Raw genomic sequence first — 24,726 nt, forward strand, 5'->3', positions numbered from 1 at the left:
CAATTCATGAGTGTAATTGAACAAACTGATCCTTTTTATCAGCTGGCCGGCGAACATCACACCTTTTCAGAAGCGAAACGATTGGCCTCGCAATTTGCCTTATCTGATTTGCCGGTCTTCATAACGGGTGAAGTCGGAACCGGAAAAAAACAAATGGCCAAAGCGATCCATCATAAATCCCGCAGAAACAGCGAACTATTTATTACCGTTCACTGCAGCCAAAGCGAAGAGCGGCTCGAGTATGAACTGTTCGGCGCTGAAGGCGCATTAAACAGGGCCCGCCGCGGAACATTATTCTTATATGAAATCGGAGACATGCCGCTCTCGGTACAGGCCCGCCTTCTTTCCGAGCTGGACGCCGGGCTTTCCGCCCGCATCATTGCAAGCAGCACGGCGGATCTTGGCGGTACCGGCGCGGAAAATACGTTCAGCCAAGATTTATTTTACAGGCTTCACGTGTTATGCCTTCCGCTCCCTGCTTTATCTGAACGAAAAAGCGATATACCGCTTCTTCTGCAGCATATGCTGACAGCCACGGGGCAGCATGTTCATATCGATCCGTCCGTTTATCCGCTGTTTGAGCGGCACACCTTTAACGGCAACATCAGAGAACTTCAAAATACGGCGTACTATATGGCCGCGGCAGCATCCGGCAGCACGATTTATCCCGATGATGTCCCGCTGTATATCAAAAACAGCCAGAAAGCGAAAACAGCTAAGAAAAAAGAAAAACGGCTGACATTGATGGAGAAAGAAGAGTTTTTGTTTATTTTGGAATCAATTAAAGACTTAAATACAAAGGGCGAACCCGCCAGCAGACGGAGCATATCCGAATTAAGCGAAAACAGCACAATGACATTATCGCCCCAGCAGGTCAGAAACAGGCTTGATTACTTAGAAAAGATGAACTATGTGACAAAAGGCCGAGGACGCGCAGGAACAAAAATTACATTAGAAGGGTTGAGCTTTTTGCAGTCACTGCAAAAACAAATCCTTTAAAAAGGAGGACATTTGATTGTTCACAATAAAAGAAGAAATCGCAAATGCCGTCACACACGGAATCGGTGTATTGCTGTCGATTCCGGCGCTTATTTTTCTCATTATCTTCGCGGTGAAATACGGCTCGCCGACAGACATCGTCAGCTTTTCAATCTTCGGCGCTTCAATGCTGCTGCTGTATCTCAGCTCGACTCTTTTGCACAGCATTCAGCATAAAAAAACGAAAGACATTCTTGAGATTGTGGATCATTCCGCGATATACGTATTAATAGCCGGAACATATACGCCATTTTTATTAGGACCCCTTAAAGGGGCGCTCGGTCTGACCCTTTTAATTATTGTTTGGTCGCTTGCCATCGGAGGCATCGTGTTTAAAATCTTTTTCGTGAAGCGGTTTATCATTTTTTCAACGCTTGTCTATTTAATGATGGGCTGGCTGATCATCGTCGCCATTAAACCGCTGTACGCTTCGCTGTCAGGCCCCGGTTTCGGCCTTCTTCTTTTCGGCGGCTTATTGTATTCCGCCGGCACAATATTTTATATTTGGAGAAAGGTTCCGTATCATCACGCCATTTGGCACAGTTTTGTTTTAGGCGGCAGCGCCTCGATGTTTTTCTGTATTTTATTTTATTGCGTCAAAGTTCCCTTTATCTGAAATAAAAAAGCACAGCCTCTCGTATAGAGACTGTGCTTTTTTTTATGCACGGAGCCGTTTCTGATCGGCCGGATAATAAGCGGGCTTTATATGTAATTCAATGTCAGCCGGTTTCAGCCGTTTCAGTAATCTGCCCCGCAGCAGCCGGTCTGTTCCCGAAGTGCTGACAGGCACAATCGGGAGATCGAAACGAAGGGCCAGTTCCTCCGGATTGATTTTGCCGTCTTCGGACAGAATCAGACTTTGCCCTTTTTGCAGACGGACTTCCGCCTCCTGAAACACGGCATCCTGGCTGTCTCCGTCACAAATGACACCCATCAGCCGCAGCCAATTTCCGAGAAACGGCATCCGGAAAGCTTTCTCGCCAGCGATAAAACCAGCCGGCTCTTCAAGATGTCCCGCAAGCAGAAGAAGATCAGCCGGGCGCAATCTGGGATGCACATACAATACGGGGCCGTCCGGTATCGGCTGATCATGATGAATGCCGATTGCCGATCCCGACACGTCAATGCAGCCTCTCATAAAGGCTTTCGGCCGCTCATACACCAGCCTCATCTGTTTTTGAAAAGAAAGCCGCGGGTCAAGCTCTTTTTGATTGATATATTCCTGAATATTTTTCATGAACATAAATACAACGTACATCACAAGGCAGCCGTAACGAATCAATTCTTGTCCCCCTGCTTAAACTCAATTCTTTTTCTCGTATACAAGGTACTCATAATCGTAAGGGTTTTTTTCATCTTTTACTCCCTGTTTGCGGGATGTCAATTCCCATTCAGCTTCATTAAATTCCGGAAAAAAACGGTCTCCTTCAAAGACATGGTGAATTTTTGTCATGTAAAGTCTGTCCGCATAAGGAAAGAGCGCACTGTACAGCTGGGCGCCGCCGATCACAAAGCATTCTTCATCGGCCGGGATCAGCTTGAGCACTTCCTCAGCCGAGTCGGCGGTAATACAGCCCGGGAATAAAGATTCGTCCCGTGAGGTTACAACGATGTTACGCCGGTTCGGAAGCGGGCGTCCGATTGATTCAAACGTTTTCCGCCCCATTACAATGGTGTGACCCGTCGTCACTTTTTTGAAATATGCGAGATCATCGGGAAGGTGCCAAGGCAGATCGTTATCTTTTCCGATCAGCCGGTTTTCATCCATCGCAAAAATAAACGAAATCATACGCTGACAGCTCCTTTGATGTGCGGATGCGGGTCATAATCCTCAATGATAAAGTCTTCAAACGTAAAATCAAAAATAGAATCAACATTTCGCGCAAACCGCAGTTTCGGCAGCGGACGGACATCCCTTGTCAGCTGCAAATTCACCTGCTCCACATGGTTTTGGTAAATGTGGACGTCTCCGAATGTATGAACAAACTCACCCGGTTCAAGTCCCGTCACATGCGCGATCATCATTGTTAAAAGCGCATAAGACGCAATATTAAACGGCACGCCGAGAAAGACATCCGCTGAGCGCTGATAAAGCTGACACGACAGTTTTCCGTCCGCGACATAAAACTGAAACAGGCAGTGGCAAGGCGGAAGCGCCATATGATCAATTTCGCCGACATTCCAGGCGCTGACGATTAAACGTCTGGAATTCGGGTTTGTCTTGATGTCGTGAATCAGCCGGGAGATTTGATCAATGGTCTCGCCGTCCGCTCCGCGCCATGAACGCCATTGAGAGCCGTAAACCGGTCCGAGTTCTCCGTTTTCATCCGCCCATTCGTTCCAGATGCGGACTCCGTTTTCCTGAAGGTAGCGGACATTCGTATCTCCTTTTAAAAACCAAAGCAGCTCATGCGCGATGGATTTAAAATGGAGCTTTTTCGTCGTAAGCATCGGGAAACCTTCCTGAAGGTTAAACCGCATTTGGTAGCCGAACGTGCTGATCGTACCCGTTCCCGTACGGTCTCCTTTTTTTTCTCCGTTTTCTAACACATGACGGCACAAATCTTTATATTGTTTCATTTTTTTCATCCTTTTAAAGTAGTCTTTTAGTAGTGTAACACAATAAAAAATCATTTCTGCAAAATTTCTCAGAAATGATTTTTTTATTTCTTCTCGCTATTACACGCTCATCCAGTCAGGCGGCGTATTGCGGTCCCAGTAAATGCTGCCGAGCTCATAATGTGATTGAAATCCGTCTTCAGCGGTATGGTAATGAAAATTAAACCAGTAGCCGTCTTGCGGAGGATGGTCCCGGCGGACGTGAAACCTTAAAAGATCTTCACCCGTCAGCCTGTTATACACATGAAAAATTTTTTCGGTTTTTCCGGCCGACGGTTTACTGGAAATAACCACATCCTGATACGCTTCATCATCTTGAAACTTGGCTAAATGTCCTGTGATCACATCTTCGATTTTCGGCAGAATTTCACTTCTGTAATCATCTTCAATGACCGGAGAGATTTTGCTGCCGAATTTTAAAAATGATTGATTTTCAGCATCACCGAGAAGCTGCTGCTGATACGATTGAAACAGTAATTCAGGCTCCCGCCCTGCCTTCTCTTCTCCCGGCAGGGCATGTTCATCATAAAAAGCGGTGTAATCATTCTGCTCAAGACTGCTCGACTGTCCTGAAGGCTTTTCTGTCATCAAAGCAGCCGGAGGAGACACGAGACCGAACGTTACAATGGTAAACAGAACCACAAGGGTCTTTTTCATCCACAATTTCATGACAGATTGTTCCCCTCTGTTTTATTGTCCTCTTTTCCTTTATTTTAGCATAGATGAAAGCGCGGCGTCATGTCCGGCAGCGTATTATCATGCAATATGGGAAATTGGTAACTGTGACCGAGCGGATAAACCGCTTACAATAAGAAGGAGAAAAAGGAGGGGATGAGATGATTAACGCTTTATTTGCGACTGTATCACTTCTCACGCTGCTTTATTTTGTCGTTATGGAAATCACTGATTAACGAAAAAGAAGCCCATGATATCATGAGCTTACATGTATGACACCGAAGTGGAAAAGCGCCGTCTTTCTTTTCAGCACCTTGAAGCCGTATCGTTCAAACCGCGGGCTTTTCCAATGGTCTTTAAGCACTACGCATTTTTTCGCCGCCCGGACGGCTTGCGTGATGCACTCTTCGTTAAAACCCTCTTCTGCCAGCGCGCGGAGCGGTGCAATGCCGTCTGACGTTTCAACAGGTTCGTGAAACATCGGGTCAAAATAAATGACATCTACCGATGAATCAGGAAGCTCCCGCAAATAATCGGCGCAGTCGGCATGTTTGACCTGAATGCGTTTCATGGCGGTTTGGAGCTGCTCCATTCCGGTTTCCCACGTTTGAAGTCCTGTTTCAACAAGCAATGAGACAAGCTTGTTTTTCTCCAGGCCGATAACTTGTCCGCTTTTTCCGACTGCCAGGCTTGCCAAAATCGCATCAGATGCCAGGCCGAGCGTACAATCTAAAAAGGAATCCCCCTCGCGTAATCCGGCTGCTTTTAACAACGGCTCGGCTTCCCCTCTCAAAAACCGCTTTGCACGGAACATCGCTGTATTCGGGTGAAAAAAGAACTTCTCCCCTTGCTTCGTGTAAAGTTCGAACCGTTCCTTTCCGATGACTAAAAGATCGCCAGCCGCTCGTTCCAGCATTTTTTCAATGGGCTGTTTATTGCGGCTGCAGTAAGTGTCACCCAGCCTGACACTGAGTGACTGCGCTGTGTGTATCGTATATTCGCTTGGTCTGTAACTCGTTGTGATCATTTTTTCTCCAAAAAGAAAATGCCCGGAAATCGGGCATTTCAGCAGTGCGCATCAAAGGCATCCGTCAGATTTTTCATAATTTCCTCCATGTCATGCCCTTCGATTTCGTGGCGGGGAATAAAATGAACGACCTCTTTCCCTTTTAACAGCGCCATTGAAGGCGAGGAAGGTTCCTGCCCCGTAAAATATTCACGCATTTTTGCAGTTGCGTCTTTATCTTGACCGGCAAATACGGTAACCGTATGATCAGGCGCTTTTTCATGCTGTAAAACAGCCTGAGTCGCAGCCGGACGGGCAAGACCGGCTGCACAGCCGCACACGGAGTTGACAACGACCAATGTCGTGCCCTCTGCCTGTTCCATAAAACTTTCTACTTCTTCAGCAGTCGTTAATTCCTGAAAACCCGCACCCGTCAGCTCACGGCGCATCGGCACGACCAGCTGGCGCATATATTCTTCATAAGCCATTGACATAAAAAAGCCCCCTCTAAAATCCTTATATGAAGTCAAGGATACTATAGAGGGGGCCGGAATTCAATTGTTCAGGCCTCTGTTTTATATTTTCATGATTCCGCCTGTATTGGCGCTTGTTACGAGTTTGGAATACCGGGCCAGATATCCTGTTTTTACTTTCGGCTCGAAGCCTTTCCATTCGGCCTTGCGTTTTTCCCATTCTTCTTCAGGCACTTGTACGTCCAAAATCCGTTTTTCTATGTCAACGATGACATGGTCGCCGTTTTCTACGAATGCGAGCGGGCCGCCTTCAGCCGCTTCAGGCGATACGTGCCCGATTGAAAGGCCCCGGGACGCTCCTGAAAAACGGCCGTCTGTAATAAGCGCCACTTTCGGGCCAAGCCCCATTCCGACAATCTGAGACGTCGGAGCAAGCATCTCCGGCATGCCCGGGCCGCCCTTTGGCCCTTCATAACGGATAATGACAACATCTCCTTCTTTTACTTTGCGGTTTATAATGCCTTCAAGCGCGGAATCTTGGGAATCAAAGACGACAGCGGGACCTTCATGTCTTGTAATCCCATCCTGTACGCCGCCTGTTTTGATAATGGCGCCGTCCGGAGCCAGATTCCCAAACAGGACGGCCAAACCGCCTTTTTCGGTAAACGGATTGTCAAGCGGATGAATCACGTCATAATCCTTTACTTCATGACCCGCAATTGTTTCTCCGAGTGTGCGGCCTGTTACAGTCAGCGCGTCAAGATGAAGCGCCCCTTCTTTTTTCGCCAATTCATTAAGGGCCGCCGAGACTCCGCCCGCTTCGTGCAGATCTTCAATGAAGACGTCCGAGGCCGGCGCCAATTTCGATAAGTGAGGCACTCGTTCAGCCACTTCGTTAATGCGTTCTAAAGAGTACTCAACCCCAGCTTCATTGGCAAGCGCAAGCGTATGAAGCACCGTGTTGGTTGAGCCGCCGAGAGCCATGTCTAACGCAAACGCGTTGTCAATCGCTTTTTCGGTGACGATATCGCGCGGCTTAATGTCTTTTTTGATGGTCTCCATCAATTGGGCCGCTGATTTTCTCACAAACTCTCTTCTCTCCGGTGAAGTTGCTAGAATTGTTCCGTTGCCCGGAAGCGCCAGACCGAGCGCTTCAGACAGACAGTTCATGGAGTTTGCCGTAAACATGCCCGAACAAGATCCGCATGTCGGGCAGCCGAACTGTTCCAGCTCCTGCAGGTCGCTTTCACCGATTTTCCCGGCTTGATATGCGCCGACGCCTTCAAATACTGAAGAAAGCGAAATTTTGCGGCCGTCGCTTGTACGGCCGGCTGCCATCGGCCCCCCGCTGACAAAAATGGTCGGAATATTAATCCGCATAGCCGCCATCAGCATTCCCGGCGTAATTTTGTCGCAGTTCGGAATGCAGACCATTCCGTCAAACCAGTGCGCCGAGACGACTGTTTCAACTGAATCGGCAATGATTTCGCGGCTCGGCAGCGAATATCTCATGCCGATATGCCCCATCGCGATTCCGTCATCTACTCCGATCGTGTTAAATTCAAAAGGCACACCGCCCGCTTCCCTGATTGCTTCTTTTACGATTTTTCCAAATTCCTGCAGGTGAACATGCCCGGGAACGATATCGATGTATGAATTACAGACCGCGATAAACGGCTTGCCGAAGTCTTCTTCTTTTACGCCGGCAGCGCGAAGAAGGCTGCGGTGCGGCGCTCTGTCAATTCCCTGTGTGATCATGTTGCTGCGTAATTCTGCCATGGTGATCCCCCTACTGTTTTTAGACTGTGCATTATTTTTAAAATTTTCAGTTTATTCTAGGGCGCGTTCTGCAAATTTTACAGTATCTTTGCCCTGTCTCGCTTTTCTATTCTTTCTGTATTTCGATAAAAACCCTCCAACAATTAATATTGTACTTACTATATAGAGTTTTGAATCATTTTTCAACAATATTCTAAATAATTTTTATAAAAAGTGAATTCAAATAAAAAAGGTGCATGGCGCACCTTTTTGTTATAACTGTTCTTTTTTTCTGCTTTCAGTCATCTGTTTCCAGACTGAACCTTTCGCCTCTTCTCCGTGCTCAATCCGTTCAATCGCCATTTTGACTTGCAGGCTGACTTCGAATTCCGGATCGTCTTCCGCCGCTTTTAATGCTTCCAGCGCGCTTTCATCGCCGACTTCATATAAAAACATGGCCGCGCGCCAGCGCACGAGCTTGCTTGAGTCACTGAGCGATTTCATCATGGCCGGGATGGCGCTCGCATCGCCGAGATCCGACAGACAGTCACCCGCCGTCCTTCTGACCGTCACCGTTTTGTCTTCAAGCGCTTTGTATAACAGCGGAAGCACAGACGGCTTTTCGATCATTCCCAAATAAACGACGGCTTGTCTTCTGATCGAAGTCTTCGGATCATGCAGCGCCTTTTCCAATACTGGTAAATCGTCTTCATCCGGATCCATTTGCTCAAGATGGGCATAGCGCTGTTTCCAGTCTTCATCATCGAGCATCTCCAATGTCACTTTATAAGCTTTCCGCTGCACTGCCGGTTTGGCCTCACCCTTTTGCTGTGCGGCTGCTTCTGTCAGACGTTTGAGCCGTTCATCACTGTAGGCGGCCTGAAGCTCTTCTGTGACATCGTGTCCGATTTCGGTAAAATCTCCGAAGCGCACGCCTTGTTCTTTCCAAGCCCGCTCAAATACGACATTTGAAGCTTCGGAACGCAGCTTTAAAATGGCTTCTTGGAAACGTTCCGGAAGGCCGAAGCGTTCTTCACGTTCGCCGTCCGTCAATTTGACCTGCATCGGGATTCCGCTGAACATTTGTACGAAAACCTTCACTTCACCGAACGATTCCTGTTCAGAACGGCTCTCAGACTGCTCCGTATGTTCCATTCCGAAAGCGGAACGGACCTGAGGCAGAATTTCCTTCCAGTCAAAACGGGCGTTTCTCTCCACAGCCAGGAAATCGGCAACGTGATATACGCCCTTTACTCCTTCAATGTTTAAAATATCACGTACGACGGCCGGAGCATCATCTGCCTGATCGGGTTTGTAATTGTTGCTTTTCCCTGCCGGAAGCTCTTCAGTCAAAATCACTTTCATCGTGTTCGGACTCGGCGTCGGTTCTATTGATTTAATCTTCATATTGGTCCTCCTATGCGCAATCTGACACTTATTCTAACATAGTCGGCACAAGCGTTCTATTGCGCCGCTTAGCTTTTGCAAATGCCGGCCTCTTTTTGGATACGGGCGGCGAACTGCAAAAGAAATTGATGCCGCTCCTCTGCTAAACCGGCCCCCGTTTTTGTATTCATTAAGCCTTTAAGCTTGATTAATTTATCCTCTATATGGGCCAGCACACTTGTTTGAGTTCCGTACATCGGATGACCCTTCGCCCCGGCAAACATAAAAGCCCTGCCAATGCCCGCTGCGCCGATCGCATCAAGCATGTCTGCATCCTGAACAACTTTCCCCTCCAATGAAAGCGGCCGCTTTTTCAGCAGTTCCCTGTGTCTGAATGACATTCTCGTGATAATATCCGTGATCTCCTGAATGGGGACATCCGCGATGTTGAAAGCAGCCAGCCGTTCTGTCACTTCGCCTGCCGTCAGCCTTTCGCTTTTTTCGAGCTTGGCGTCAATCAGATCATGAACCAGCGCGGCCGTCTCAGTGATAAATAAGTCGGCGCCTTCTTCTTTTGCCATATAAACTGAAAGTGTTGCGACCCGGGAAATATGAAGCCAGTCATGGCCCGTTCGTTCATTGATAAGCTTTTCTCTAACCCAATTCCTGACGCTTTCCAGCTGCTCTTTTTCGTTCACCGTATCACCTCTTATCGGGCCAAAAGCTTCTGCACCGTATCTTCAAGCTCTTTTGGGTTGACGTTCGGTGAAAAACGCCCGGTGACTTCACCGTTTCGGTCCACGATAAACTTAGTGAAATTCCATTTGACCGCTTTTGTGCCGAGCATCCCCTTCGCCTGCTCCGTCAGATATGTGAAGAGAGGATGAGCGTCTGCTCCATTGACATCAACTTTCGCAAACATCGGGAATGTGACTCCGTAGTTTTTCACACAGAACTCTTGAATTTCCGCTTCGTTTCCAGGTTCTTGGTTCATGAATTGGTTGCAGGGAAATCCTAATATTTCAAGACCTTCCTCCCGATATGTATCATAGAGCTCCTGAAGCTGCTTGAGCTGGGATGTGAACCCGCATTTGCTTGCTGTATTCACAATGATCATCACCTTGCCTCTGTAAGCCGATAGCGTCATGTCTTCGCCTGTTATGGTCCGTACGTTTATATCGTAAATTGTCATCTGCGGCCCTCCTTTTTACATTCTTCATTTATTTTACCTGTTTTACACTGCAAAACAAACGGTAACCGCTTTTTCCTTCCACTTAACGGAAAACGTTTTTTTCGAGGAACCAAACGGCTCTTTACCCGTCATAATAAAGAGCCGCTCCGAATTTATGCCCATTTGCCGCTTTTATCCCTGTCATTATGCGTTAAATACGGTTTATTACGCCGGGATGGATTGAAAAATGGCTTAAAAATTTCTATAATGAAGAAAATTAACGGGGAATAACGGAGGTGGCATGTTGCCTATTAATATACCAAATCACCTGCCCGCTAAGCAGGTGCTTGAAAGTGAACACATCTTTGTAATGGATGAAAGCCGGGCTTTTCATCAGGATATCCGGCCGCAGAAGATCGTGATTTTAAATCTGATGCCGAAAAAAATCCAAACGGAAACCCAGCTCCTCAGGATGCTTGGGAATTCACCTTTACAAGTTCACTTTACGTTCTTAATTCCGAGCACACATACTCCAAAAAATACGGCAAGGCAGCATCTGGATGAATTTTATACGGATTTTTCCAGTATCCGCCACAAACGGTTTGACGGAATGATTATTACCGGGGCTCCGATTGAGCACCTGCCGTTTGAAGATGTTTCTTACTGGGAAGAATTGAAGGAAATCATGGAATGGAGCAAAACGAACGTCACTTCAACACTCCATATCTGCTGGGGCGCTCAAGCCGGTTTATACTATCATTACGGCATTGAGAAAGTGGAGCTGCCGAAAAAAATCTTCGGTGTGTTTGAGCATACCGTTCTTAAAAAACATGAGAGATTGGTAAGAGGATTTGACGAGCTATACTATGTGCCCCACTCACGGCATACAGATATTAATACGGAGCAGCTGCAATCGGCTTCGGATCTGGATGTGCTCAGCGTTTCAGAGGAAGCGGGGGTCTGTTTAATCGTTTCAAAAGACGAAAAACAGATTTTCTTAACGGGTCATCCGGAATATGATACCGATACGCTACTTCAGGAGTATGAGAGAGACATAGAGAGAAATCTTTCAAACGTAGAAGCTCCTAAGCACTATTTTGCGCCCGGCGGGAAAGAACCTGTTAACCGCTGGAAAGCTCATGCAACGTTATTGTTTATGAATTGGCTGAATTATTACGTATATCAGGAAACCCCGTATGAATGGGATTAATTTTTGTTTTGAGTGATACGGTGACAAAAATATGATAAAATACTCTTGATTCAGTATGCGTATAACAAAACTTTAAAATAATGGAACATATCAATTAAATTTAGTTTAAATATGTTGCCGCGCTTATTATAAAATGATGCACTTGTGTTATGTTTATCTATAGACAATAACTCCTTACGATGCATGAAGCTTGCTTGTTGTTGATTACATTGAGGTGAATTTACTTGAATACCAATAAAAAAGTATTAATTTTGACTGCAAATTACGGAAACGGGCATGTTCAAGTGGCCAAAACGCTCTACGAACAATGTCTGCGTCTCGGCTTAGATGTGACGGTTTCCAATTTGTATCAAGAGTCAAATCCGATTGTTTCAGAGGTTACTCAATACCTTTATTTAAAAAGCTTCTCAATCGGAAAACAGTTTTATCGTTTGTTTTATTACGGAGTTGACAAAATCTATAATAAACGCAAATTCAATATTTATTTTAAAATGGGAAATAAACGTTTAGGCCAGCTCGTCGAAGAGCATAAGCCGGACATTATTATCAATACATTTCCGATGATTGTCGTACCGGAATACAGACGGAGAACCGGAAAAGTGATCCCGACGTTCAACGTTATGACCGATTTCTGCCTTCACAAAATCTGGGTTCATGAAAATGTTGATAAATATTATGTCGCCACAGATTACGTGAAGGAAAAACTGATTGAAATCGGCACTCACCCGAACAACGTAAAGATTACGGGCATTCCCATCAGGCCTCAATTCGAGGAATCGATGCCGAAAGAGCCGATTTACAAAAAATACAATCTCTCTCCCGACAAAAAAGTTCTTCTTATTATGGCGGGAGCGCATGGTGTGCTGAAAAACGTAAAAGAACTGTGCGAAAATCTCGTTCATGACGATCAGGTGCAGGTTGTGGTGGTATGCGGCAAAAACAGCTCGCTGAAAGAATCCCTCAGCAGCTTGGAAGGTGACAATGCCGACCGGCTGAAAGTGCTGGGCTATGTAGAAAGAATTGACGAGCTGTTCCGTATTACGGACTGCATGATCACAAAACCGGGCGGCATCACACTGACGGAAGCGACGGCGATCGGAGTACCCGTTATTTTGTACAAACCGGTTCCCGGACAGGAAAAAGAAAACGCCATTTTCTTTGAAGATCGCGGTGCGGCTGTCGTGGTCAACCGCCACGAAGAAATTTTAGAGTCTGTCACCTCCCTTCTTGCGGATGAGGAGAAGCTGAACCGGATGAAGGACAATATTAAAAGCCTTCACCTCCCCAACTCTTCTGAAGTCATTTTGCAGGACATTATAAAAGAATCTGAAATGATGGCCGGGAAGGCGGATATGGCATTATCGTAAAAGAAAAGCACACGAACGATTCGTGTGCTTTTTGTTTTTTTCCGGTTAAGCTTTGTTACTGGAAAAATAAAGATAAAAAATAGGGAGCTGCCGCTTGACGCCCGCTCCCATATGGTGTATAGTTGAACCATCATTTAACAACGTTTACATACGTACGGTTGGATGATGACAAAATTTTTTTTAGCACGAAGGTGCTACAGTACTAGGAGGAATTAAGCAATATGCAAAACGGTAAAGTAAAATGGTTCAACAACGAAAAAGGATTCGGCTTCATCGAAGTTGAAGGCGGAGACGACGTATTTGTTCACTTCACTGCTATCGAAGGAGAAGGATACAAATCATTAGAAGAAGGACAAGAAGTTTCTTTTGAAATTGTCGAAGGTAATCGTGGACCTCAAGCTTCTAATGTTGTAAAACTCTAAACTCAATACATGTTGATCAGATGACAAATAGAGGAGAGGCGTATGCCTCTCCTATTTGATTGCCGTCTGAATCTCAATGGCGACAAGATTCTGCTTGCAGCGCTGCTCGATTTCTTCAATTTGTTTCTCCATTGACGGCATTCCTTTTTTTGCCATTTCCGCTAAACTTCCCAAATCACCGTATATTTCTTTAAATGTCTGCTGAAGGATTGTTTTTAAATCTTTATCATTCACGGCTGGTTTTTTCCCTTCTCTCCCAAGATACCCTGAATAATAGTAAATTAGCCCTAATTAATCAGGTTCAATAGTTATATCGGCTTATTTTCTATATTTTTTTCTATTTTCCGTACATATTTCAAAAAAAAAACTCCAAACTATTTGCGGAGGTGTTTTTTAATGGACTCTGAATTTTTTCCAAACGGACTGACGGATAAACGCCAGCTTGAATTAGCGGTGGAAACGGCCCAGAAAACAACGGGAGCGGCTACCCGGGGCCAAAATTCAACTTTGGTGGAATCTGCGCACGAGGCGATTCAGGATGCCAGAACGATGTCACAATCCAGTGAACTGCAGGCTCTCGACCAGGATTTTCTGCAAAAGCAGCGAATGCTTCTCGACGATTGCCAGCATCAGCTCGATGAATTCGAAAAATAAAACCGCAGAAGCTGCGGTTTTATTTTTTATTGATTTGTCAGCACCTTGCCGTAGGCTTTCAGCTTCTCCCCCACCGTGCATTGGTTGATGCAGAAAGAATGAGCGTGCGTTTTTCCAAACTCTTTGCGGAAATGCTTTTTTACGAAACAGTCTTTGCAATATTCATCCTGAAGCTCTGTCAATTCTTTATAAATGCTTTTTTTATCCAATATCAGTCATCTCCGTTACCTTCTAATGTTATGCGGCTTTCAATCTGCCGGTCCGAGAGAATTTTTCTGGCAAGGTCATCCGCTTCTTGATTTTCCTTTCTGTTTACGGCTTCATATGTCGGTGTCAGCTTTAAGGATTCGAGCAGCGCTTCAATTTTATCCAGCCATTCGTTTTGCGTTTCATCATAACACGGCCAGCTGCCGTCAAGCTGATGTAAAACGACGAGGGAATCCCCTCTTATCGTGATTGAATTTCTGCTTGCGCCAAGTTCCTGCACTTCCTTAAGCGCTTCGTACAAAGCGGCATATTCCGCCTCATTGTTCGTCTGAAGCGTTAAGCTTTTGTTTTTCCGTATGCGGTGCCGCTTGCCGCCGAGAGAATAATACACGACAATTCCGAGTCCGGCGCGTCCGCTTGTTTTGTCAAAGCCGCCGTCGAAATACACTGTAATGTCGTCGGGTTCGTGCGCAAGTTCTTCAGTAAGCTTTTCTAATTCTTTAAGCGTCCAGCTCGCGCCTTTTTCATCCTCAAAATAAATGTCTTTTATATAAGGAAAGCGGCTGACTTCTCTTGCAAGCATGCGCGCTTTCGGAACGGTCAGCCAATCTTCGGAAAAAAACGCGACGGGGCCTGTTCCTTTTGCTTCTATTTCGATATACGGCTTAAGATTCATTGAAATCACCTTACCATTCATTAGTTGACGGGCGTGTGCTATAATCAAACCATTCTCAAATTGAAAGGAAGTCAGCAGGTTTTGTTTAACGATGTGTTATGGATCTTATTTGCGGTCATTCATTTTATCATTGTTCTTCTGTTTTATAAAGGATTTGGCAAAACGGGCCTATTCGTATGGATCGGTTTCGCCACGGTGTGCGCCAACTTGCAGGTTGTCAAAACAGTCGAGCTGTTCGGGCTTACGGCGACACTGGGAAATATCATGTACGGCACCGTTTTCTTCGCAACGGATGTGCTGAATGAAAAATACGGTCCCAGGGAAGCGCGCAAAGCCGTCTGGCTCGGGTTTTCCACTCTGCTCGCTTTGACATGCGCCATGCAGGGGGCTCTTTTATATAAACCGGCTGCGTCAGATATCGCACAGCCGGCCCTTGAGACGATTTTCGGTTTTCTGCCGCGTGTTGCGCTCGGAAGCCTCTTGGCTTTTATTTTCAGCCAAACGATAGATGTTTATGTATATTCAGCCATTCGGAGAATCTTTCCTTCAGACAGGCTTCTCTGGCTCAGAAACAGCGGAAGCACGGCGCTCAGCCAGCTGCTGGATACATTTATCTTCACTGCCGTGGCCTTTATCGGCGTTTATTCCGCGGGAGTATGGTTCAGCATCTTCATTTCAACTTACCTGATTAAATTTGCGGTATCACTCATTTCTGTCCCTTATGCGTATGCGGCAAAACGAATGACACCGAATGGAGAGTGACGGATGATGCCCGCTGAAATTTATGTAGACGGTGCAAGCGCCGGAAACCCTGGCCCGTCCGGTATCGGTATTTTTATTAAACATGACGGGAAAACAGAATCTTTCTCAATTCCGATCGGCGACCATTCAAATCAGGAAGCTGAATTTCTCGCTTTAATTGAAGGAATGAAGCTGTGTGCCGCCCGCGGATTTGAGTCCGTGTCATTCCGGACGGATTCGGATATCGTGGAGCGGGCCGCAGATCTTGAAGCGGTTAAAAACAAGGCCTTCCAGCCGTTTGTGGATGAAATCGTCCGATTAAAGGCCGGGTTTCCATTGTTTTTCATTAAGTGGATTCCCGGCAGACAAAACCAAACAGCCGATCAACTCGCAAAAAAAGCGATTCGGCTGAATAAATAACCGGAATGAAATTGCGTCTCGCTGTTCATCCTACAAATGAGGTGAACAGCTATGAGAAAAGAAAATAAAGGCCGGCTGACCGGGGGCGTGAATCCTCAGGGAAATATGGAAGGAAACGCGCATAAAGACCCGAAATCAGCCCTTGAAAACAACGCAAAAAAAAGCAATACAAAACGCTAGAGGGATCAGCTGATCTCTCTGGCGTTCAGCTTTTCGAGCATTCTTTCAATTCCTTTTATCTGATGGCGTCTGAGCATTAAGGATGCTTCTTCCATCTTCAATGAAAAAAGTGCTTCTTCAAGCGTACAGACTAACGGCACCTCGCAATGTATTTCAGCAAGCTGCCTTGACAGCTCCAATTCTTTCAAGCTTTGCTGAATTTTCGTTTGCTGGCCCTTCGGCAAGAGAGCGAGGCTTTCTAATAACCGGTCTATGTTTTGATATTCACGGATCAGCTTGTACGCCGTTTTTTCCCCGATCCCTTTAACGCCGGGATAGTTATCGCTCGTGTCTCCCATCAGCGCCTTAATGTCAATCAGCGCTTTTGGCGGAACTCCCGTTTCTTCTCTGAATATCTCATCTGTATATACCTTATAATTGCCGATACCCTTTTGCAACAGCGCTACTTGAACTTGATGATTCAGCAGTTGAAGCAGATCTTTATCACCCGTTACAATCGTAATTTCCGCTTCCCCGGAAAATAGGGCAGAAAGCGTACCGATACAGTCATCCGCTTCATAGCCTTTTATGCCGATGTTTAAAAAACCGAGCTCTCGCGCTGCTTCTTTCGCTAGATCAAATTGCGGAATCAGCTCTAGCGGCGGTTCGCTTCTGTTGGCCTTATAATCTTGAAACAAATCATTGCGGTACGTTTTGCTTCCCATATCCCAGCAGCAGACGACATGTGTGGGCTGAAACGTATCAACCGCCGTAATAAGATGCTTTAAAAAACCGTTGACGCCGTTTGTGGGAATTCCGTTTTCATTTATCATAAAATTGCGATGAACGGCCGTCGCGAAAAACGAGCGGAATAAAAGCGCCATGCCGTCAACGAGCAGTAATTTGTTATTCATATATCGAAACTCCTTTTTATTCAATGTTCCTATTTTACCAAAGAAGGCGGTAAAAAAACAGCATCCCCCCATTTGGAAGATGCTGCCGTCACGTTACTCACCGTGTCTTTTATTGCTTGCTATCAGCTTTTCAGCTTCACGGCCGGCATAAGAATCAAATTTCTGTCCGAAGCCGTTTTTCTTTTTGGCATTGTTATTCTGCTGAGCATTTCTGTTTCCCAGTTTTGTTCTGCCCATGGTCATATCCCCCTTTAGAGAAGATACGGATAGTATGTACAGCAAGCGCTGATGACACACGCGGCAGGTTCATCCATTACTGTCTGCTGACGAATTCTTTCACCATCTCTTCACTTACGAATCGTCTTTGCGGCACGATGCCCTTTTTCGCCAGCTGGTTCATTTTTGCGGTGATGCCATTGATGGCATCTGTCGTGAACGGTTTATTCTGTCTGCATTTTACAATGGCTTCTTCAATGGCCTGTTCACGCTCATAATCAAGCTGTACAAATGTTTTGACATGCTGATGCTGGTTTGCGGAATGTGCTGAAATTGCTTTATGGACTTCTGACATAAAAGGTTTCATCTCGCTTTTTTCATTTTAGTCTACCACGACTGATATCTGCCCGCCAACCGGATTTTTAAATTTTCAGCATTTCATCTTTCTTTTTCCATGCTTTTTCGGCTTCGTAAAGGTGTTCAATTTCCCTTGCACTCGTATTTTCCGCAAGACCTTGTAAATAAGTGTCCCGCTGCTCACGGATCTGGGACAGGCTTTTATCCGCCATGTCTTCTTGCAGACGTCGCACCTGCTCAGTATATCGCTCTGAAAGGCTTTCTTTCTCCTGCTCAAGCCACTTTTCTGTGACTTTTTGCAGGCTGAGCCTGAGCCCTTCCACAAACGCTGCTTTTCCGTTCTGTTCAAAAAACTGCTTCGGCGATTTAACTTCTTTTATGTGATGTGTGAATACCGAGACGTCAATGACCGGAGCGACCTCTTTCAGCTGAACGGCAAATTCGTTTTCACCGCTCACATAAATGGAGAAATCTCCGTCTTCCATAAGCTTCTTCTGACAGTTTTCCATCCATTCCTCAGTCATATGGCGCTCAATAAAACCGGTCATCCGGATATCGAGCGTTTTCAGCTCTTGAATATATTCAAAACGGAATTCCTTGAGCGCTTCATTCAGCGCCGCTGATATATTTTGTTTCCAATCACCGTTTTGAAGACCCGGATGGAAGGCGGTTTTCAGCATATCATTCGCATAAAACGTCAGGCGATGTTTAATGTGATAGAGCTGTTCTTCCGTATCTTTCATCACTTTTCGAATGATGACCTCAGACGTACGGCGCTTTGAAATGTCAGCAAGAGCTTTTTCATAGGAAGACTCCAGACGCTGTTTCTTTTTCTCTTTTTCTTCCGCCGACTGGTGAAGAGATTCGTGAAGCTGTTCCACCATCTCGCACAATTTGTCCGCCTCTGTTTTCAGCTGGGCGCAGCTTGCCCTCATTACATCTTCCTCAATAAAGTGCTCAAGCCCGGTTCTTACATCAGAGAACCTGTTATAAAAAGCTGCTTTTTTACCCGCAAGCTCTTCTTTACTTGAGACATGATATAATTTCGGCCGGTTAATTCCCTCTTTTGAGAGTTCTGAGCGGACATAGTCTTTGACGATTTCCAGCTCGCTTTCGGTTTTGGCCAGATCGGCGGCGTTAATGACAAAAAACATTTTATCCATGCCGAATGATTCTTTGACGAGGCCGAGTTTCTTCAGAAAAGACCTGTCTCCTTTTGAAAAAGAATGCTGATAGTACGTCATATAAAAGAACGCGTCAGCATCTTTTATATATTGAAAGGCAAGTTCCGTATGGCGCTTATTGATACTGCTTGCTCCCGGCGTATCAACAATGGTGATGCCTTTTTGCGTGAGAGGCGAATCATAATACACGGTGACTTCTTTTACGCAGCAGGCCGTTTTTTCTTCGGCTGCGTACGGTTTTACATCTTCAACCGGCACCGTCAGTGTCAGCCTTTGACGGATCTGTTCTTCATACGTATCAAACGCCTGCAGCATCGTCTGAATCACCGGGATGAGTTCATCGGGAACTTTTCCCTTTTTAATGGCATAATTCCATCTCTCTTTCAGTGAACGCCCCTTTACGTCAGCGTCTTTCAGCTCAGTCAGCTGAAGCATTTCAGCGTCCAGCTCCTCCTCCGTTTTAAAAACGATTTCCGCAGATTTATGCGGTTTGCCGTCTTGCGGTTTCGTTATTTTGTTGATCGTAGCCGTTGTGGGCGTCGGTGATGACGGAAGCACGTATTCACCGACAAGCGCATTTGCAAATGATGATTTACCGGAACTGAATCCGCCGAATAACGCCAAGGTAAACTGGCGGTTTTCAAGCCGCTCAATCCTGCTTCGAAAGGCTTCTGCCTGTTTTCCTAATATGCTTGAGGATTCAAGAATCCCGGCAAGCTCATAGAACCGATCAGTCTGCTCTTTTATAGGAAGTTCCTTCATCGCATTTTTTTCGGGCTTGCTTACTTCATGCTGTACAGCCTCTTTTGGTTTCTCTTTTTGGACGGGCGCTCTTGCAAGGCGTTTTTTTCGCGTATACCAGTCGCCGTTTCCCGGATCACAGGTCAATTCTTCTTCCCACAAAGCGCGGACTCGGGCTGCTTTTTCCAAGGCATTGCGTTCTTCTTTTGCCGATTGCGCGAGCTCATCCCTTATTTTCTTTTCTTTTTCGAGCCGGTTTTTCAAGTTCTCAATGAGCGGTCCGTTTTTTGTCTGAACATAAGCGGTCAGCTCCTCAATGAGTTCCGCTGTCTGTCTTTTGGCTTCCCTTCTGATCATTTCAGCGAGGTCTTTCGTATAAGTTAATACGTATTCAGATGAAAAGGCCGCTCCCTGCTTAAGGGCCTGAGCGGTGATATCATCAGAAAGCGGTGTACGGTACGCCTGGATTTTCCTGATCAGTTCGTCCGAATCCGCTTCATACCGCTTGGCCGCTTTCGTAAATGTGTCGATAATATGCCAATCCGCTTCCCCTTCCGTTCTTTTTTTAATATCGGCAAAAAATTCAGCACGCCTTCTTTCTTTTTCCGAAGCCGTTTTCGCTTTTGAAAAGAATAATCCGGTTTTAAATGAGGGCTGCTGTGATTCAATATAAGCAGATGCAAGCTCCCTCATCTCAAAGGGTGTCAGATTAGCGTTTTGCAATATGTTCTGCACGTCTTTTCTGATGTCTTTCTCTGCTGTTTCAGCCTGTTGAACGGCTTTTTTAAGCTCTTCTTCAACAGAACGGACAAGTGCTTCTTGTTTGTCAAACTGCTCTCCGCTGCCGTTTTTATCTTCTTTTACGAGCATCTCTGTATGCTCTGTGACTAAGTGTGCGACTTTTCTCTCCGTTAAGGACCATAAATTTGTTTTTGCCTGCTGTTTCAGCTTCTGCAGATGTTTTTTCAGCTGTTCCATGCCGTTTAAAGGATGGTCAGGCTCAGTGACAGACGTAAAGAAAAGCGATTCTTTCGGTATTCCCGCGTCTTCAAGCATATCTTCCACCTGCCTGCGGTACGCTTCAAACTTCGTTTCAGTTTCATCATGCCTGTCAATTTGGTTGACGATCAGAAACAAATTCGGAATACGGTCTTTGATGGAACTGAGAAACATCATATTTTCTTCTGAATGAACGTGATTATAATGAACGACGTAAAATAAAGCGTCAGCCTGATGGAGAACCGAAGCCGCAGATAAAAAATGCGCTTCGTCCGTCGAATCAATTCCCGGTGTGTCGATGTAGGCCGCATAAGGCTCTGACTCCTTAAAGCCGGCATAGACTTCCACCGTCTCAATTTGCTCACCATCTTTACAGAATTGCTGCACTTGTTCTTTATCGTAACTTCCTTTGATCTCTGCATAAGCCCCGTCCGTCGTATGAAGCACGACTTTATCTTCACCGTGCCGGATGACAACGAGGTTGGCGCTTGTGGGAATCGGGCTTGTCGGCAGTATGTCTTCACCGAGCAATGTGTTTAATAAAGAGGACTTTCCGGCCGAATAATGCCCGGTAAACGCGATATAAACCTCTTCATCAGCCGCTTTTTTCATAATGGCCGCGAGCTGATCGGCCCGTTTTTCATCCTGATGATCCAAAAATTGTGCGTATAAGGCACCCGTTCTGCTGAAAATCTCCCTGTTATGGCGTTCTTCTTCTGTCATGTGTCTTTACCCCTTTGTGTCTGTCGCATCAAATGACGTTTTCATTTTTAGAAAGCTCTGAAAAAAACCTCTCCCCCATTTTACACAAGAATGGCACACTTTTCTTCAGGAAACGCAAAAAAGCCGCCGATATCGGCAGCTGATAAAGAAAAAACACCCGCGGCAGGAAAAACCGCAGATGTTTAAGAAGACATCGATTTATTCGAAACTTTTTTCAATACGAAACCAATTAAAACACTGTATGTACAAACGGCTGCAAATAAAAATAACATTGTCATTTTCGGCACCACCTTGAATGAGAATCATTTTCATATTTATATCTTATCATGAGTGAGAATGATTTTCAATCTCTATTTTGCGGTGTTTTCTTCTAGCGCTTTCTCTTCGGCGCGAATCCTCACAGTGAGCATGCAGGCATTGAGAATCGAAAAGAGAAACAGTGTCCAATACGCTCCGTATAACAGCGGCAGAAAAATAAATTCTAAGATGACGACCGCGTAGTTCGGGTGTTTCATCCACCTGTACGGCCCCTTTCTGACAAGCTCCGCATCCGGCACGACAAGGATTTTCGTATTCCAATACCGTCCTAATGATAATAGCGCCCAATACCTGATCCCCTGTACAAATAAAATGATACATATAATGGCGGCCCACCTTGGAGAAAGCGTTTTTTGAAACGCCGCCACCTCAGCTGTAAGAGAGACAAAAAAGAGCACATGCATCAGGACGAGAAAGGGATAATGTCCTTCTCCGTATTCGACTGCGCCTTGCTTTTTCACCTTTTGCTCATTGCGCCGAGCCACGATCATCTCCGCAATCCGCTGGGCCGCAAGCAGCATGATAAACAGCCAAAACATTAAGAAGCCCCCTTTTCCCAGCCGAACAGCAAAAGCTCAGACGAAAATCCCGGCCCGAGAGCGCCGATCAGCCCTTTTTCGTTTTCTTTCTGCCGTCCGTGGAGCAACTGTTCTTTTATCACATGAAAAATAGTTGCGGAAGACATGTTCCCGTGTTTTTGCAGCACCTTCCGAGATGCCGCAAGCTGCCCAGTGTCCATTGAAAGACTCGTTAAATAGGCGTCAATGACCTTTTTCCCGCCTGGATGGGCAAGAAAGGTTTTAATGTCGTGAGGACTGACACCATATTCAAATAAAAATTCATCAACATTGTCCTTCAGCCACTGTGAAACCAGGGTGGGAATGTCTCTTGAAAAAATGACTTGAAAACCGCTGTCCGTGAATTCCCAGCCCATCACATCTTCCGCATCCGGCATCATTACCGATTGAGTGGCGAATATCCGCGGAAGAAGCGGCTGTTTGACGTCGTTTCGGTTCGCCTTTTCTCCTCCGATTAGTACTGCGGCAATTCCGTCCGCAAACAGGGAAGTTCCGATTAAGTTGCTTTTTGACTTGTCGTTCGGCTGAAACGTTAAGCTGCAGAGTTCAGCCGCGATGACAAGCACGTATGCTTCAGGATACGCGCGGCAGTATTCGTATGCCCTGGACAGGCCGGCCGCTCCGCCCGCGCATCCTAAACCCCAGATCGGTATCCGTTTTGTTTTCGCAGAAAACGGAAGCTGATTCATCACTTTCGCTTCAATGCTGGGTGTCGAAAGCCCGGTGCTGGAAATAAAAAAGATCGCATCCACTTTTTCATACGGAAAGGGATTTGTTAAACAATCCGGGTTTGTTAAACAATCAAGTGCCGCATCCGCACTGTGCTTGACGGTTTCTTCCGTATACAGCCGGTTCTTTTCTGAAAAACCCCGTGCCGTTTTATACCATTCAATCGGCCGGACAAACTGCCTTGATTCAATTTCGCCGTTTTGAAAGGCTTTTAACAGCCGGTCAATATCCTTAAATGAATCGGCAAACATCCCTCTCGCAAAATCCGCCGCCGTTTCTTGCGAGACATGATACTTCGGAATGCTCGTTCCGACAGATAACACATATGCCATGCCCATCACCTCTTTACATAAAGGTTTCCGCTTTTTTCCTGAATGTATGCATAAGTTTGAATCGAGGATTTCACTGACATGCCATTTTAATAGGAAATTGGCCCTTTTGAATAAGAAACCGTTCGACTATACTTGATCCATTCATAAAAAAAAGGTTGTGATAGGAATGCTGAAGCCTGTCATTCTTAGAGGATCACTCGTACAGTTAGAGCCGATGGCGATTGATCACACTCAAGCACTTTGTGACGCTGCTTCAGAAAATAGGACGACTTACGCTTACACCCATGTTCCTGACGGAATCGAAGAAACAAAGCGTTATATTGAGCGGGCGCTTTCCGATTATGAAAAAGGACTTGCATTGCCATTTGCAGTACGGAGTCTTGAAACAGACCGAATCGTCGGAAGCACGAGGTTTATGGATGCGGAAGTGCTTACGCGGCCGGCGGATGCAGCTCCGGAAGTGTGTGAGATCGGCAGCACATGGTATGCCTCTGCCGTGCAGCGGACCGGTGTCAATACGGAATGTAAACTTCTGATGCTGACTCATGCGTTTGACGTGTGGCAAGCTGTCAGGGTGACACTGAAAACCGATGTTCGCAATCAGCGCTCACGGACTGCGATTTTGCGGATCGGAGCCCAATTTGAAGGGATCCGCCGCGCACACATTCCGGCTGTCGACGTCGGCCTCAGAGATACTGCCTACTACTCCATCCTTCGGGAGGAATGGCCTTATATCCGGCAAAACCTTTCTGGCCGGCTCGCAGCATATAACTGAAAAACCTGCCGATATACGGCAGGTTTTTTTACATATTCGGATCATGGACGTATAAATTGAGATCGATCCGTCCGTCTGACGTGACCGCTACCCCCTCAGCTTCAAGAGACAGCTTCTGTACAGAAAACATCTCTTCATCTCTCAATCCGATTTCGCCCTTTGCATTGATGACCCTGTGCCAAGGAAGGCGATGCTTTTTACTCATGGAGTGAAGAATCCGCACAACCTGCCTCGCTCCCCGCGGACTTCCCGCAAGACCGGCAATTTGACCATACGTCATCACTTTTCCTTCAGGTATCTGTTTGATAATGGCTACCGCCCGTGCCGTAAATGTCATGCAACTCCTCATTTCGCAAGAGCAGATGATTTTTGAGAAAATCAGCTACTTCCTGATCTTATTTTTATAGATGATAATTGCTTCATCATCATACTTATTTCAACTCTGCGTTTAAATAGATTATCTGTTTGTTCACAAAAAATTAACAAAGATAAGCATGTACTTATTTAACATAATATGTAATAATACAATTGTATTAAAAAAGAAAAGGAGTGTTTACAATGAAAATGAAAAAAACTTTAGCCGGCTCAGCCCTATCACTCGCTTTACTCTGTTCTGCCGCCCCTGCTTTTGCCGCAGGTCCTGCTGATACACCTTCTGCAGAAAGTAAAACGAAGGAAGTATCTGCTTTGGCGACGTTCATACTTAATGGTTCTGGCCCTGATTATCCTACTTCAATTTACCGGAATGGAATCACCTATTATTTAGACAACATCACCTTCCATGGTGCTGATGGCACTTGGACAGCCGTCTACAAAAGCTGATTTTTCATGACGCGGAATGTTTGTTCTAAGTAACAACTAAAAATAATCCGTATGTT

At 45.8% G+C, this 24,726-nt stretch carries 32 protein-coding genes and 1 pseudogene; 12 read left to right on the top strand and 21 right to left on the bottom strand.

Features of this window, described 5'->3' with window-relative positions:
• The first annotated feature begins 6 nt into the window (after window positions 1-6).
• Window positions 7-999: a sigma 54-interacting transcriptional regulator gene (locus J6600_RS10205; protein WP_209387371.1), complete on the top strand. Its 993-nt coding sequence runs from the start codon at window positions 7-9 to the stop codon at window positions 997-999.
• A gap of 16 nt (window positions 1,000-1,015) precedes the next feature.
• Window positions 1,016-1,654, top strand: coding sequence for a PAQR family membrane homeostasis protein TrhA (gene trhA / locus J6600_RS10210; RefSeq protein WP_007409529.1), 639 nt, complete (start codon window positions 1,016-1,018; stop codon window positions 1,652-1,654).
• A gap of 42 nt (window positions 1,655-1,696) precedes the next feature.
• Here trhA and J6600_RS10215 read toward each other — a convergent pair whose 3' ends face one another.
• The 10 genes from J6600_RS10215 to J6600_RS10260 all read right to left on the bottom strand — a co-directional run bounded on the left by J6600_RS10215 (window position 1,697) and on the right by J6600_RS10260 (window position 10,147).
• Window positions 1,697-2,320 carry a lysophospholipid acyltransferase family protein gene (locus tag J6600_RS10215; RefSeq protein ID WP_209387372.1) on the bottom strand — a complete coding sequence of 208 codons (624 nt, stop codon included), beginning with the start codon at window positions 2,318-2,320 and terminating at the stop codon, window positions 1,697-1,699.
• A 21-nt stretch (window positions 2,321-2,341) separates the two neighbouring features.
• Window positions 2,342-2,827 carry a dihydrofolate reductase gene (locus J6600_RS10220; RefSeq protein WP_007409527.1) on the bottom strand — a complete coding sequence of 162 codons (486 nt, stop codon included), beginning with the start codon at window positions 2,825-2,827 and terminating at the stop codon, window positions 2,342-2,344.
• Window positions 2,824-3,618 (bottom strand): thymidylate synthase, encoded by a 795-nt coding sequence (locus J6600_RS10225; protein WP_003153622.1) that lies wholly within the window; start codon window positions 3,616-3,618, stop codon window positions 2,824-2,826. Before J6600_RS10225 ends, J6600_RS10220 begins: the two co-directional genes overlap by 4 nt.
• A gap of 99 nt (window positions 3,619-3,717) precedes the next feature.
• On the bottom strand, window positions 3,718-4,326 hold the full coding sequence (locus J6600_RS10230) for a YpjP family protein (RefSeq protein WP_209387373.1): 609 nt from the start codon (window positions 4,324-4,326) through the stop codon (window positions 3,718-3,720).
• A gap of 262 nt (window positions 4,327-4,588) precedes the next feature.
• Window positions 4,589-5,359, bottom strand: coding sequence for a class I SAM-dependent methyltransferase (locus J6600_RS10235; RefSeq protein ID WP_017418003.1), 771 nt, complete (start codon window positions 5,357-5,359; stop codon window positions 4,589-4,591).
• Window positions 5,360-5,397: 38 nt separating this feature from the next.
• Entirely contained in the window at window positions 5,398-5,832 is a 435-nt protein-coding gene (locus J6600_RS10240) for a BrxA/BrxB family bacilliredoxin (protein WP_003153619.1), read from the bottom strand.
• 81 nt (window positions 5,833-5,913) lie between these two features.
• Entirely contained in the window at window positions 5,914-7,590 is a 1,677-nt protein-coding gene (gene ilvD / locus J6600_RS10245) for a dihydroxy-acid dehydratase (protein WP_209387374.1), read from the bottom strand.
• Between the two features lie 252 nt (window positions 7,591-7,842).
• On the bottom strand, window positions 7,843-8,976 hold the full coding sequence (locus J6600_RS10250) for a conserved virulence factor C family protein (RefSeq protein ID WP_032873313.1): 1,134 nt from the start codon (window positions 8,974-8,976) through the stop codon (window positions 7,843-7,845).
• A 68-nt stretch (window positions 8,977-9,044) separates the two neighbouring features.
• Entirely contained in the window at window positions 9,045-9,653 is a 609-nt protein-coding gene (locus J6600_RS10255; protein ID WP_209387375.1) for an HD domain-containing protein, read from the bottom strand.
• 11 nt (window positions 9,654-9,664) lie between these two features.
• Window positions 9,665-10,147, bottom strand: a complete 483-nt coding sequence (locus J6600_RS10260; RefSeq protein ID WP_014418163.1) for a glutathione peroxidase — start codon at window positions 10,145-10,147, stop codon at window positions 9,665-9,667.
• A gap of 283 nt (window positions 10,148-10,430) precedes the next feature.
• Here J6600_RS10260 and metA point away from each other — a divergent pair, with 283 nt between their 5' ends.
• The 4 genes and pseudogenes from metA to cspD all read left to right on the top strand — a co-directional run bounded on the left by metA (window position 10,431) and on the right by cspD (window position 13,125).
• Window positions 10,431-11,336 (top strand): homoserine O-acetyltransferase MetA, encoded by a 906-nt coding sequence (gene metA, locus J6600_RS10265; protein WP_003153608.1) that lies wholly within the window; start codon window positions 10,431-10,433, stop codon window positions 11,334-11,336.
• Between the two features lie 224 nt (window positions 11,337-11,560).
• Window positions 11,561-12,703 carry a diglucosyl diacylglycerol synthase gene (locus J6600_RS10270; RefSeq protein ID WP_007409520.1) on the top strand — a complete coding sequence of 381 codons (1,143 nt, stop codon included), beginning with the start codon at window positions 11,561-11,563 and terminating at the stop codon, window positions 12,701-12,703.
• A 94-nt stretch (window positions 12,704-12,797) separates the two neighbouring features.
• Window positions 12,798-12,909, top strand: a pseudogene (locus J6600_RS10275) (hypothetical protein); the annotation flags it as partial.
• A 15-nt stretch (window positions 12,910-12,924) separates the two neighbouring features.
• Window positions 12,925-13,125 (top strand): cold-shock protein CspD, encoded by a 201-nt coding sequence (gene cspD / locus J6600_RS10280; protein WP_003153604.1) that lies wholly within the window; start codon window positions 12,925-12,927, stop codon window positions 13,123-13,125.
• Window positions 13,126-13,176: 51 nt separating this feature from the next.
• Here the strand turns inward: cspD and J6600_RS10285 are convergent, their stop codons facing one another.
• Window positions 13,177-13,359 (bottom strand): hypothetical protein, encoded by a 183-nt coding sequence (locus tag J6600_RS10285; RefSeq protein ID WP_012117812.1) that lies wholly within the window; start codon window positions 13,357-13,359, stop codon window positions 13,177-13,179.
• Window positions 13,360-13,521: 162 nt separating this feature from the next.
• Between J6600_RS10285 and J6600_RS10290 the strand changes: the two genes are divergently transcribed.
• Entirely contained in the window at window positions 13,522-13,779 is a 258-nt protein-coding gene (locus J6600_RS10290) for a DUF2564 family protein (protein ID WP_209387376.1), read from the top strand.
• A gap of 26 nt (window positions 13,780-13,805) precedes the next feature.
• Here the strand turns inward: J6600_RS10290 and J6600_RS10295 are convergent, their stop codons facing one another.
• Together J6600_RS10295 and J6600_RS10300 are read right to left on the bottom strand one after the other, a co-directional pair.
• Window positions 13,806-13,988, bottom strand: coding sequence for a zinc-finger domain-containing protein (locus tag J6600_RS10295; RefSeq protein ID WP_003153581.1), 183 nt, complete (start codon window positions 13,986-13,988; stop codon window positions 13,806-13,808).
• Between the two features lie 2 nt (window positions 13,989-13,990).
• Window positions 13,991-14,662 carry a ribonuclease H family protein gene (locus J6600_RS10300; RefSeq protein WP_014418166.1) on the bottom strand — a complete coding sequence of 224 codons (672 nt, stop codon included), beginning with the start codon at window positions 14,660-14,662 and terminating at the stop codon, window positions 13,991-13,993.
• Window positions 14,663-14,743: 81 nt separating this feature from the next.
• Here J6600_RS10300 and J6600_RS10305 point away from each other — a divergent pair, with 81 nt between their 5' ends.
• The 3 genes from J6600_RS10305 to sspL are packed head-to-tail and all read left to right on the top strand — an operon-like array spanning window position 14,744 to window position 16,003.
• On the top strand, window positions 14,744-15,424 hold the full coding sequence (locus tag J6600_RS10305; protein WP_012117815.1) for a queuosine precursor transporter: 681 nt from the start codon (window positions 14,744-14,746) through the stop codon (window positions 15,422-15,424).
• A gap of 6 nt (window positions 15,425-15,430) precedes the next feature.
• Window positions 15,431-15,823, top strand: a complete 393-nt coding sequence (locus tag J6600_RS10310) for a reverse transcriptase-like protein (protein ID WP_031378992.1) — start codon at window positions 15,431-15,433, stop codon at window positions 15,821-15,823.
• A gap of 51 nt (window positions 15,824-15,874) precedes the next feature.
• Window positions 15,875-16,003 carry a small, acid-soluble spore protein L gene (sspL, locus tag J6600_RS10315; RefSeq protein WP_003153575.1) on the top strand — a complete coding sequence of 43 codons (129 nt, stop codon included), beginning with the start codon at window positions 15,875-15,877 and terminating at the stop codon, window positions 16,001-16,003.
• A gap of 5 nt (window positions 16,004-16,008) precedes the next feature.
• On the opposite strand, the gene J6600_RS10320 is transcribed toward sspL, so the two are convergent.
• The 7 genes from J6600_RS10320 to J6600_RS10350 form a co-directional block, all read right to left on the bottom strand.
• Window positions 16,009-16,896 (bottom strand): 5'-3' exonuclease, encoded by an 888-nt coding sequence (locus tag J6600_RS10320; RefSeq protein WP_021494215.1) that lies wholly within the window; start codon window positions 16,894-16,896, stop codon window positions 16,009-16,011.
• A 93-nt stretch (window positions 16,897-16,989) separates the two neighbouring features.
• Window positions 16,990-17,133, bottom strand: coding sequence for a hypothetical protein (locus J6600_RS10325; protein WP_014418168.1), 144 nt, complete (start codon window positions 17,131-17,133; stop codon window positions 16,990-16,992).
• Window positions 17,134-17,209: 76 nt separating this feature from the next.
• The gene (locus J6600_RS10330) at window positions 17,210-17,467 is read right to left on the bottom strand and encodes a YpbS family protein (RefSeq protein ID WP_095060814.1); all 258 of its coding nucleotides are present in this window, start codon (window positions 17,465-17,467) and stop codon (window positions 17,210-17,212) included.
• A gap of 67 nt (window positions 17,468-17,534) precedes the next feature.
• A complete protein-coding gene (gene dynA / locus J6600_RS10335; protein WP_209387377.1) occupies window positions 17,535-21,116 on the bottom strand; it encodes a dynamin GTPase in 3,582 nt (1,193 codons plus the stop codon).
• A 182-nt stretch (window positions 21,117-21,298) separates the two neighbouring features.
• Window positions 21,299-21,394: a Fur-regulated basic protein FbpC gene (gene fbpC, locus J6600_RS10340; RefSeq protein ID WP_025284905.1), complete on the bottom strand. Its 96-nt coding sequence runs from the start codon at window positions 21,392-21,394 to the stop codon at window positions 21,299-21,301.
• 72 nt (window positions 21,395-21,466) lie between these two features.
• Window positions 21,467-21,973, bottom strand: a complete 507-nt coding sequence (locus J6600_RS10345) for an isoprenylcysteine carboxyl methyltransferase family protein (RefSeq protein ID WP_003153565.1) — start codon at window positions 21,971-21,973, stop codon at window positions 21,467-21,469.
• Window positions 21,973-23,073, bottom strand: coding sequence for a type III polyketide synthase (locus tag J6600_RS10350; protein ID WP_209387378.1), 1,101 nt, complete (start codon window positions 23,071-23,073; stop codon window positions 21,973-21,975). Before J6600_RS10350 ends, J6600_RS10345 begins: the two co-directional genes overlap by 1 nt.
• 166 nt (window positions 23,074-23,239) lie before the next feature.
• On the opposite strand from J6600_RS10350, the gene J6600_RS10355 reads away from it, so the two are divergent.
• Entirely contained in the window at window positions 23,240-23,848 is a 609-nt protein-coding gene (locus tag J6600_RS10355; RefSeq protein ID WP_209387379.1) for a GNAT family N-acetyltransferase, read from the top strand.
• A 28-nt stretch (window positions 23,849-23,876) separates the two neighbouring features.
• Here the strand turns inward: J6600_RS10355 and J6600_RS10360 are convergent, their stop codons facing one another.
• The gene (locus J6600_RS10360; protein ID WP_061862309.1) at window positions 23,877-24,185 is read right to left on the bottom strand and encodes an MGMT family protein; all 309 of its coding nucleotides are present in this window, start codon (window positions 24,183-24,185) and stop codon (window positions 23,877-23,879) included.
• A gap of 221 nt (window positions 24,186-24,406) precedes the next feature.
• Between J6600_RS10360 and J6600_RS10365 the strand changes: the two genes are divergently transcribed.
• The gene (locus J6600_RS10365) at window positions 24,407-24,670 is read left to right on the top strand and encodes a hypothetical protein (RefSeq protein WP_017418009.1); all 264 of its coding nucleotides are present in this window, start codon (window positions 24,407-24,409) and stop codon (window positions 24,668-24,670) included.
• The last annotated feature ends 56 nt before the right edge of the window (window positions 24,671-24,726 follow it).

This window comes from Bacillus sp. LJBV19, from assembly GCF_017797845.1.
In the GTDB taxonomy this organism is placed as follows: domain Bacteria; phylum Bacillota; class Bacilli; order Bacillales; family Bacillaceae; genus Bacillus; species Bacillus velezensis.